The sequence below is a fragment of the Modestobacter sp. I12A-02662 genome (assembly GCF_041028325.1).
Lineage (GTDB): Bacteria > Actinomycetota > Actinomycetes > Mycobacteriales > Geodermatophilaceae > Modestobacter.
Genome location: NZ_JABGDE010000014.1, coordinates 17,468 through 26,775 on the forward strand (window position 1 = coordinate 17,468; position 9,308 = coordinate 26,775).

The window sequence follows — 9,308 nt, forward strand, 5'->3', positions numbered from 1 at the left end:
AGGGCACCGCCCCGACCTTGCGAGGGGTGGGGAGGAGGGGGTCCTTCAGGTCACATCACGAGCCGGTAGACGCGGAAGAAGCCGGCGTCCAGGGGGAGCACCTCCACGTCGGTGAAGCCGGCGTCCCGCGCGTAGCGGCGCAGGGTGTCCGGGCGCATCACCGCGCCGGTCGCCGCTGACGGCTCCGAGGACCGGCCGTCGGCCAGGCAGCAGAGCACGCTGTAGCCGTAGAACAGCCGCTCGGCGTCGTCCCCGGGGACGGTGAACTGCTCGGCCACCGCCTCGTCGAGCACCAGCACCGTGCCGCCGGGCCGGACCATCCGCCGCATCGCGGCGAGCACGCCGACCGGCTCGGGCATGTCGTGCACGCACTCGACGGCGACCACCAGGTCGTAGTCCGCACCGGGCTCCGTCTCCCGGACGTCGGCCGTGCGGAACGTGACCCGCTCGGCGACCCCCGCCTCCTCCGCGTTGCGGTGCGCGCGCTGCACCGAGGGCAGGTCGACGTCGAACCCGTCGACGCGGCAGCCGGGCCAGCGCCGCGCGATGGCGATCGAGCTCCACCCGTAGCCGCAGCCGACGTCGGCGACCCGGCCGCCGGCACGGAGTGCGTCGTCCACCCCGGGCACCGCCGGGAGCAGGTCGTCGACCAACGGGCCGAGGAGGAAGGGCCGGTTGGCGGCCGCCTGGGCGTCCCGGACGTCGTCCCCCAGCTCGTCCCACGACAACGTGCGCGTGCCGCGGTAGACCTCGGCCAACTGCGGCACGAAGCGCATGAACGCGACGGTGATGTCGGCCAGGGGCATCAGGTGGTCGGGGTCGAGCTCGTCGACCAGCACGGCGCGGTGCTCGGGCGGCAGGGAGAACCGGCGGTCCTCGGGCCCGGCGGCCGGGTCGTCGACGCCCAGGTAGCCGGAGACGGCCTGCTGCTCGAGCCACTCGCGCGCGTAGCGGGCGTCGGCGCCGGTGCGGTCGGCCAGTTCCGCGGCGGTCGCCGGCCCGTGGTCGGCCAGGGCGCGGTACCAGCCGAGCCGGTGGCCGAGGGCCACCGCGGCGATCTCGTAGCCGCCGACCACGGCGGCGAACAGCCGGTCGGACAGGGCGGGGAGCGGGGGCGCGGAGGTCGTCGTCATGGCCTCCGAGGGTCCTCGGACGGGCCGGACGGCGGAAGGGGCTAGCGGCGCGCGGAGGCGGTGACGGTGAACGTCGGGCCGCGGCTCACCTGGCGGGTCGGGCCGACGATCCGCTGCAGCGCCCGGCGGTGCGGCAGGTGGCTGTTGTAGACGCAGAACAGCTCACCCCCCGGCCGCAGGACCCGCGCGGCCCCGGTGAACAGCCGCTCGGCGACCGTGTCGGAGACCGTCGTCCCCAGGTGGAACGGCGGGTTGCACACGACCAGGTCGACGCTCCCGGGAGGGAGGCCGGCGGCGGCGTCGTCCCGGACGACGTGCATCCGCTCCACCAGCCCGTTCGCCGCGGCGGTGGCCCGTGCCGACGCAACGGCGGCGGCCGACTGGTCGGCGGCGGTCACCCGCAGCGCCGGGCGGGCCCGGGTGAGGGCGGCGGCGAGGACGCCGGTGCCGCAGCCGAGGTCCAGCGCCGTCGCTGCCTCCGGGACCGCGCCGGGCAGCACCGCGAGCAGGGCGCGGGTGCCGCGGTCGACCTTCGTCCCGGCGAAGGCGGCGCCGTGGGCGCAGACGGTGAGCCCGAGGTCGGCGTGCTCGCGGCAGCGCGGGAAGGAGCGGCCGCCCGGCCGCGGCCCGCGGGCGACCAGCACCCGGGACTTCTGCCTGGCCAGGGTGGCGTGCACGTCGGTGAAGGAGTCCCGGAGGACGTCGTTCATCGCGTGGGTCATGTGCTTGACCCGCCCACCCACCAGCAGGGTCACGCCCGGGTCGGCGTCCGCGGCGACGACCTCGGCGACCTCGCGGAGCGCGTCGAGGCTCTTGGGTACCTTGACCAGCACGGTCGTGGCGCCCTGCACCAGCTCGGGCCCGAGGTCGAGGGACCGGTACGACCCGGCCAGCCCCACCCGGTCGGCGTTGGCGGCCAACGCGAGCTCGCCGAGCAGGGCGTCCTGGTGCACCCGCGGCCGCGCGGCGCCGTGCAGGGCGACGGCGCCGAGGGTGAGGGCGCCGTGCGAGTCCTCCACGAGGACGACGCCCTCCGGGTGCGCGGCGATCCCGGCCGCCGCCTCGTCGAGGAGCAACCGGTCGGTGGCGTCGACGGCGACCAGGTCCGGCGCCTCGACGTCCGGCTCACGGCGGAGCCGGGCGAAGAGCTCGACGGTCATCGCATCCGGCCACCCTCCAGGGGCCCGCGCCGAGCTTGGGAGGCGTGGGGGGAAGGGTGGTCCTTCATCAGTCCGCGCTCTGCACGCCCAGGCCGATCGGACAGCTGACCCCGGTGGAGTGCACCGGGCAGTAGCCGTGGGGGACCTTGTAGAGGTACTGCTGGTGGTCCTCCTCGGCGTAGTAGAACTCGCCGAGCGGAGCGATCTCGGTGGTGATGTCGCCGTACCCGGCGGCGCGCAGCCGCTCCTGGTACGCGTCGCGGGTGGCCCGGGCGGCGGCCTCCTGCTCCGGCGTCGCGTAGTAGATCGCCGAGCGGTACTGGGTGCCGATGTCGTTGCCCTGCCGCATGCCCTGGGTCGGGTCGTGGTCCTCCCAGAACACCTTGAGCAGCTGCTCGTAGGAGATGACGGCCGGGTCGAAGACCACCAGCACCACCTCGGTGTGCCCGGTGCGGGCCGTGCACACCTCCTCGTAGGTGGGGTTCGGCGTGTGACCGCCGGCGTAGCCGGCCGCCGTGGAGTGGACGCCGGGCGTCTCCCAGAAGACCTTCTCGACACCCCAGAAGCAGCCGGCGCCGAACACGGCGGTCTGCATCCCCTCGGGGAACGGCGGCTGGATGCGGTTGCCGTTGACCGCGTGCACCTCGGGGACGCCGTACAGCGGGGCCTGGCGGCCGGCCAGGGCGTCCTCCGCGGGAACCGGCTGGGTCTTCGCGCGGGAGAAGAACATGGCTCCACTGTAGTTCGGTCGTGCGACACCGACCGCGGGCCGACCAGCTGCCCGCTCCTCCGCCATGCAGGAGTCGATCACCTGCGTCAAGGTGGCGGGACCGGGCGTCGGGCCCGGCGCCGACGAGGACAGGGAGCAGATGAGCACCGACGAGCTGACGGGACGGGTCGCACTGGTGACCGGGGCGGCGAGCGGGCTGGGCCGCGCGGTGGCGGCGACGCTGGCCGCCGCCGGTGCGACGGTGGCCCTCGGTGACGTGGACGTCGCCGGCGCCGAGAACACCCGCAAGGAGGTCGAGGCCGCCGGCGGCAGGGCCGAGGTTGTGGAGCTCGACGTCACCGACGACGACGCCCGCAAGCAGGTGGTCGCCGACCTGTTCGAGCGGCACGGCGACGGCTTCGACCTGCTCGTCAACGTGGCCGGGATCGACCGCCCGGGCTACGTCGTGGACATCGACCTGGCCGACTACCGGCAGGTGCACGCGGTCAACTGCGAGGGGCCGGTGTTCCTGACCAGCGAGTTCCTCAAGCGGGTGCAGCACCGCCCGGCGGACACCCTTGCCGACGTCGTGCACGTGACCTCGCTGTCGGCGGTCACCTCGGGCAGCGGGGCCATCGCCTACAACAGCTCCAAGGCGGCGTTCCGCAGCGCGACCCGGTGCATCCAGCGGGAACTGCGGGAGAAGGCCACGGTCGGGTCCGACGGGGTGGAGGTCCCGTTCCCGGCCCGGGTGCACAGCATCGTCCCGGCCGCCATGGACACGCCCATGATGGAGCGCTGGGGCATCCCCGGGCACCGGATGATGCCGCCGACCGACGTCGCCCGGATGGTCCTGACCGTGGTCACGATGCCGGACACGAGCTTCGTGCCCGAGGTCTTCGTGGTGCCGCGGAACGAGCCCGACTTCCCGCGGTGAGCTCACCGGCCGCCCGTTGATCATCGGCGCGTCGCCACGGACACGCGACGCCACGCCGTCCGGCCGGCAACGCGGCGATGATCAACGCGAGGGGCGGTCCACCGCCCCCCGGTTGGGCCGGCCGCTCCCGGGGCACCGGCTGGACATGTGGCTCTTCCTCACCCGCCGGTTCCGGACCTGGGTCCTGCTGACCTTCCTCGTCCCCCTCGCGACCGGGCTGCTGCGCCGCGTCGGCCAGGCGCTCGAACGTCGCAACGGGCCGTCCTCGGTGAGCAACGGCCTGCTCAAGGCGGGCGACCTGGGGGACCGCGCCCGGTCCCGGCTGCGCGGCGGCCGCCGTCGACGCTGATCCCTCGGCGACCGTGGACCCAGAGAAACCGTGGATCCCCAGCTCCCGCCCGACCCCGACACCCCCGATCCCGGCCGGGCACCGCACGCCCAGTCCCTCGAGCAGCGTGCCGCGCACGGGGACACCCGCGGCATCGCGCTGTTCTGCCACGGCGGCACCGTCGCCAGCCTCGACCCACCCCGCGAGCAGGCCCTCAGCCTCGTCCGGATGCGCGCGTTCGAGCAGTTCGTCCACCGCGCCACCGCCGACCGGGGCATCGCGACCGGGCTGCTGCGCTACCGGGTGGCCGGCTGGAACGGCGAGGCCGCCGACGCCTACCAGGACGTGCGCTGGGCGATCGAGCGGCTGCGCGACGAGCACGGCACCGACGTGCCGATCGTCCTGGTCGGCCACTCCATGGGCGGGCGCGCGGTGCTCCGGGCCGGGGGCGAGCGGTCGGTGACCGCCGTCTGCGCGCTCGCCCCGTGGACGCCGCCCGGCGAGCCGGTGATGCACCTGCGCGGCCAGACGGTCGCGATCCTGCACGGCCTCGGCGACCGCTGGGTGCCGCCGCGGCTGTCCGCGGACTTCGCCGTCCGCGCCCGCCGGGCCGGCGCCCGCGTCGCCCGCTTCACCATCGCGGGCGGCCACTCGATGATCCGCCGGTCCTCCCGGTGGCACGCCTTCGCCCGGGACGTCGTCCTCGCCGGCACCGGCCTCGCCCCGATGCGCGCGGACGTCGCCGAGGCCCTCCGGCAGCCCAGCCCGGAGGGCCTCAGCGTCCCGCTCTGATCAGGAGAACAGCGCGCTGTAGCCGTTCAACGCCGGCTGACCACCCAGGTGCGCGTACAGCACCGTCGACGACCGGTCGATCTCCCCGCGCCCGACCAGGTCGATCGTCGCGGCCATCGACTTCCCCTCGTACACCGGGTCGGTGACCATCCCCTCGGTGCGGGCGGCCAGCTCCATCGCCGCGATGGTGGTGGCGTCCGGGATCCCGTAGATGCCCGCGTGGTACCGCTCGTCCAGCTCCACGTCGGCAGCGGTCAGCTCCCGCCGCAGGCCGATCGCCTGCCCGGTGCGCTGGGCGATCCTCAGCACCTGGTCCCGCGTCTCGGCCGGCTTCGCCGACGCGTCCACGCCCAGCACCCGCCGCGGCCGGCCGCCCTGCTCCTCCAGCTGCGCGAACCCGGCGACCATCCCCGCCTGGGTCGAGCCGGTCACCGAGCACACCACGACCGTGTCGAAGAAGACCCCGAGCTCCGCCTCCTGCGCGGCGACCTCGTGCGCCCAGTTCGCGAACCCGAGCCCGCCCAGCGGGTGGTCCGAGGCGCCGGCCGGGATCGGGTACGGCTTGCCGCCGCGCTCCTCGATCTCCCGCAGCGCGGCCTCCCAGCTCTCCTTGAAGCCGATGCCGAAACCGGCCTTCACCAGCCGCACGTCGGCGCCGGCCAGCCGGCTGATGAGGATGTTCCCGACCTTGTCGTAGACCGCGTCCGGCCAGTCGACCCAGCTCTCCTGCACGAGCACGCACCTCAGGCCCACCCGCGCGGCCACCGCCGCCACCTGACGGGTGTGGTTGCTCTGCACCCCGCCGATCGACACGAGCGTGTCGCAGCCCTGCGCGAGCGCGTCGGCCACCAGGTACTCGAGCTTGCGGGTCTTGTTCCCCCCGAACGCGATGCCGGAGTTCACGTCCTCCCGCTTGGCCCAGACGGCGGCGCCTTCGAGGTGCTCGGTCAGCCGGTCCAGCCGGTGCACCGGGGACGGGCCGAACAGCAGCGGGAAACGGGGGAAGTCAGCGAGCATCGGGGGTCTCCTCCAGTTCGGACAGCAGCGCCGTCCAGATCTCGGTGGTGGTGGCGACGGCGTCCTCGACGTCGCCGGCCGCGCAGGCGGCGATCAGGCGGTCGTGCAGCGCCACGGACTCCCGTCCGTGCGCCGCGGCGAACCGCTGCCGCTCCAGCCGGCGCACCGCCGGGGTGAACCGCTCGACCGTGGCGGTCACCGCGGTGTTGCCGCACCGGTCCAGCAGGATCCGGTGCAGCTCGTCGTCCGCGACCAGGGCCGCCGGGAGGTCGTCGGCGGCCAGCGCGTCGGCGAACCGGCCGTTCGCGGCGCGCATCGCCGCGACGTCGTCCCCGGTCACCCGGCCGGCCGCCGTTCGTACGGCGAGCTCGTGCATCGCCCGGACGACGACGGCGGCGTCCCGCACCTGCCGGAGCACAAGCGGGGTGACCCGGGTGTGGCTCTGCGGCTTGGCCTCCACCAGCCCCTCGTCGGCCAGCCGCGCCAGTGCCGTGCGCACCGGTGCCACCGACAGGTCCAGCCGGGCGGCCAGCTCGGCGTCCTTGACCACGGCCCCGGGCGCCAGCTCGCCGCTGACGATGGCGTCCCGGATCAGCTGCAGCGCCTGGTCGCGCAGCAGCACGCGGAGGACGGGAGCCATCGACACAACTGACATCTCAGATGTCAGCTAGCGAGAAGTCAAGACGTCACCGGAGGTCGGGCGGCGGGTCGTCGGCCAGCCGTCCCCGCAGCAGGTCGTCGTGCTTCACGCCGTCCCCGTACCGGTACGAGCGGCGCAGCCGGCCCTCGAGCGTGAAACCCGCCTTGGCCGCCACCCGGGTCGACGCCTCGTTCTCCACGGCGTGGAAGAGCTGGACGCGATCGACCGGCAGGGCGCCGAACGCCCACCGGCACGCGGCGTCGACCACCCGCGGCGCGATCCCGCGGCCCCGGGCGGCCGGCACGGTCCAGTAGCCGATCTCCGCGTTGCCCTGAAGCCGGTCGATCGCGTGCAGGGACAGCGAGCCCAGCAGCCCGTCGGTCCCGTCGACGACCGCCCAGGACGCGTGGTCGCCCTCGCCCCACTTCCGGCGGCGGGCCAGCACCGCCCGGGCGTCGTCCAGCGACCCCGCCCCCGCGCCGTTCCAGAGCCGCAGCGCCGGGTCCCGCAGCGCAGCCCAGACGGCGGGGACGTCGTCCTCCCGCCACGGCCGCAGCAGCAGCTCCCCGACCGGCAGCTCGAACGGCTCCACGCCGGGAGCCTGGCAGGTCCACCGGCGGGGAGGGAGAGCGTGCGGACCGGGTAGGACGGCCGCATGGACCCCCTGCCGGCAGGAACGGGCGACGAGCGGACCGTGCTGGTCCGGCTCGACCCGGACCTGCGGTGGCTGCTGCCACCCCGGCTGCGGGGCGCCGGGGAGCGGGTGCTCGGGTTCGACCCGGACGCGACCGTCGGGCACCTGGTCCAGACGGCGGGCGTGCCGCTGACCGAGGTCGGGGACCTGGTCCTGGACGGGGCGCCGGCCGCGCCGGACGCCCGGACGCGGTCCGGATCCGTGATCGAGGTGCACCCGGTGCTCCGGCCGCAACCCGTCCCACCCGGCGGCTTCCTGCTCGACGTCGGCCTCGGCGCGCTGGCCCGCCGGTTGCGTCTGCTGGGGCTGGACGCCGCCTGGTCCAACGCCGCCGACGACCCGGAGCTCGTCGTCCAGACCGTCGCGGAGGACCGGGTGCTGCTCACCCAGGACCGCCGGCTGCTCATGCGCCGGGCCCTCCCGCAGGGCGCGCTGGTCCGCGGCAGCGATCCGGACGATCAACTCACCGACGTGCTGGACCGGTTCGTCCCGGTCCTCGCGCCGCTGACCCGGTGCACGGCCTGCAACGGCGCGCTGGTGCCGGTGGCCAAGGCGGAGGTGACCGCCCAGCTGGAGCCGGGCACCCGGCGCTCGTTCGACGACTTCAGCCGGTGCACCCGGTGCGGGCGCGTCTACTGGCGCGGCGCCCACGCCCGGCGGATCGACGCCCTGGTGGCACAGGCCGGCGTGGCGGGGGGGCGCCCCCGTGATGGGATCGGCGGGTGAGCGACTCCCCCGTCGTCCGGCGCGCCACGCGGGCCGACGTCCCCCGGCTGGCCGCGACGCTGGCCGCCGCCTACCCCGACTACCGGTGGACGTCCTGGGCGCTCCCCGAGGACGGCCGCACCCAGCGGCTGCACCGCTGGGCCGAGCTGTGGGGCGCGCTCGTGCCGGTCCTGGACGGGACGGCGTGGGTCACCGACGACGTCACCTCCGCCGCGTCCTGGGTCGCGCCCGACGCCGGTGCGCCCGCCGCCGACCTGCAGGCCGTCATCGACCGCGACCTGCCGCGGGTGTTCGGCCCCCGCCAGCCGGTCGTGCTCGCCAGCGAGCGGCTGGGCGCGCCGGGCCGGCCCGAGGAGCCGCACTGGTGGCTGCACGCCGTCGGCACCCGGCCGGCCGGCCGGCACCGCGGGCTCGGCGCCGCCGTGCTGCGTCCCGTGCTCGAGCGGTGCGACGCCGACGGTGTTCCGGCGGCGACCACGGTCTACACCTCCACCGCCGTCCGCTGGCTGCAGCGGTCCGGCTTCGCCGTCACCCACAGCACCCGGACCGCCGTCGACCACGAGCTGCCGATCTGGACCCTCGTGCGCCGGCCGAGCCGCGATCAGGCCGAGGCGTAGCGCAGCAGCACCACGCCGCTGCGGAACCGCCGCGACTCGAGCAGCCGCAGGGCGGGCACGCCGGTGCCGTCGGGGAACAGCCGGCGCCCGCGGCCCAGGACCACGGGGAAGACGAACAGCCGGTACTCGTCGACCAGCCCGAGGCGCACCAGGTCGTGGACGAGGGTGATGCTCCCGGTGGTGACGACGTCGCCGCCCGGCCGCTCCCGCAGGGCCCCGATCTCCTCGGCCAGCGGCCCGGCGAGCACCGTGGTGTTGGCCCACTGCGGATCGGTCAGGGTGCGGGAAACCACGTACTTCGCGACCCGGTCCAGGTGCGCGCTGACGCCGGTCCGGTCGTCGGACTGCTGCGGCCAGTAGCCGCGCATCTGCTCGAAGGTGACCCGCCCGGTCAGGAACCCGCCGGAGGCGGCGGCCTGCTCCTGCACCGCCGCGAGCTGGTCGGCGTCGTCCGCCCCGCCGGCGGGCGCGAACCACCCGCCGTCGGCCTCGACGACGCCGTCCAGGGCGATGTTCTCGGTGATCACGATCCGGCCCACGGGGCTCCCCTCCCGC

The 9,308-nt window shown here is 75.3% G+C and carries 12 protein-coding genes; 5 read left to right on the forward strand and 7 right to left on the reverse strand.

Going from position 1 to position 9,308, the window contains the following annotated elements:
- Nucleotides 1-50 precede the first annotated feature (50 nt).
- The 3 genes from HL189_RS19375 to msrA all read right to left on the reverse strand — a co-directional run bounded on the left by HL189_RS19375 (nt 51) and on the right by msrA (nt 3,023).
- On the reverse strand, nt 51-1,133 hold the full coding sequence (locus HL189_RS19375; protein ID WP_369135364.1) for a cyclopropane-fatty-acyl-phospholipid synthase family protein: 1,083 nt from the start codon (nt 1,131-1,133) through the stop codon (nt 51-53).
- A gap of 41 nt (nt 1,134-1,174) precedes the next feature.
- A complete protein-coding gene (locus HL189_RS19380) occupies nt 1,175-2,293 on the reverse strand; it encodes a class I SAM-dependent methyltransferase (RefSeq protein ID WP_369135365.1) in 1,119 nt (372 codons plus the stop codon).
- A 67-nt stretch (nt 2,294-2,360) separates the two neighbouring features.
- Nucleotides 2,361-3,023: a peptide-methionine (S)-S-oxide reductase MsrA gene (gene msrA, locus HL189_RS19385; protein WP_369135366.1), complete on the reverse strand. Its 663-nt coding sequence runs from the start codon at nt 3,021-3,023 to the stop codon at nt 2,361-2,363.
- A 64-nt stretch (nt 3,024-3,087) separates the two neighbouring features.
- Here msrA and HL189_RS19390 point away from each other — a divergent pair, with 64 nt between their 5' ends.
- The 3 genes from HL189_RS19390 to HL189_RS19400 all read left to right on the forward strand — a co-directional run bounded on the left by HL189_RS19390 (nt 3,088) and on the right by HL189_RS19400 (nt 5,059).
- Nucleotides 3,088-3,939 (forward strand): SDR family NAD(P)-dependent oxidoreductase, encoded by an 852-nt coding sequence (locus tag HL189_RS19390; RefSeq protein ID WP_369135367.1) that lies wholly within the window; start codon nt 3,088-3,090, stop codon nt 3,937-3,939.
- Between the two features lie 112 nt (nt 3,940-4,051).
- Nucleotides 4,052-4,288 carry a hypothetical protein gene (locus tag HL189_RS19395; RefSeq protein WP_369135368.1) on the forward strand — a complete coding sequence of 79 codons (237 nt, stop codon included), beginning with the start codon at nt 4,052-4,054 and terminating at the stop codon, nt 4,286-4,288.
- Nucleotides 4,289-4,318: 30 nt separating this feature from the next.
- Nucleotides 4,319-5,059, forward strand: a complete 741-nt coding sequence (locus HL189_RS19400; protein ID WP_369135369.1) for an alpha/beta fold hydrolase — start codon at nt 4,319-4,321, stop codon at nt 5,057-5,059.
- Here the strand turns inward: HL189_RS19400 and HL189_RS19405 are convergent, their stop codons facing one another.
- Genes HL189_RS19405 through HL189_RS19415 form a run of 3 tightly spaced genes read right to left on the reverse strand, consistent with a single transcriptional unit; the run spans nt 5,060 to nt 7,308 of the window.
- On the reverse strand, nt 5,060-6,076 hold the full coding sequence (locus tag HL189_RS19405) for a 1-aminocyclopropane-1-carboxylate deaminase (protein ID WP_369135370.1): 1,017 nt from the start codon (nt 6,074-6,076) through the stop codon (nt 5,060-5,062).
- Nucleotides 6,066-6,716 carry a GntR family transcriptional regulator gene (locus HL189_RS19410; RefSeq protein ID WP_369135371.1) on the reverse strand — a complete coding sequence of 217 codons (651 nt, stop codon included), beginning with the start codon at nt 6,714-6,716 and terminating at the stop codon, nt 6,066-6,068. The genes HL189_RS19405 and HL189_RS19410 overlap by 11 nt, the downstream gene beginning before the upstream one ends.
- A gap of 46 nt (nt 6,717-6,762) precedes the next feature.
- Entirely contained in the window at nt 6,763-7,308 is a 546-nt protein-coding gene (locus HL189_RS19415) for a GNAT family N-acetyltransferase (protein ID WP_369135372.1), read from the reverse strand.
- Nucleotides 7,309-7,371: 63 nt separating this feature from the next.
- Here HL189_RS19415 and HL189_RS19420 point away from each other — a divergent pair, with 63 nt between their 5' ends.
- Both HL189_RS19420 and HL189_RS19425 read left to right on the forward strand, forming a co-directional pair.
- A complete protein-coding gene (locus HL189_RS19420; protein ID WP_369135373.1) occupies nt 7,372-8,136 on the forward strand; it encodes a Mut7-C RNAse domain-containing protein in 765 nt (254 codons plus the stop codon).
- Nucleotides 8,133-8,753, forward strand: coding sequence for a GNAT family N-acetyltransferase (locus tag HL189_RS19425; protein ID WP_369135374.1), 621 nt, complete (start codon nt 8,133-8,135; stop codon nt 8,751-8,753). Before HL189_RS19420 ends, HL189_RS19425 begins: the two co-directional genes overlap by 4 nt.
- Here the strand turns inward: HL189_RS19425 and HL189_RS19430 are convergent.
- Nucleotides 8,738-9,292, reverse strand: coding sequence for a dihydrofolate reductase family protein (locus HL189_RS19430; RefSeq protein ID WP_369135375.1), 555 nt, complete (start codon nt 9,290-9,292; stop codon nt 8,738-8,740). The genes HL189_RS19425 and HL189_RS19430 overlap by 16 nt on opposite strands.
- Nucleotides 9,293-9,308: the final 16 nt, after the last annotated feature.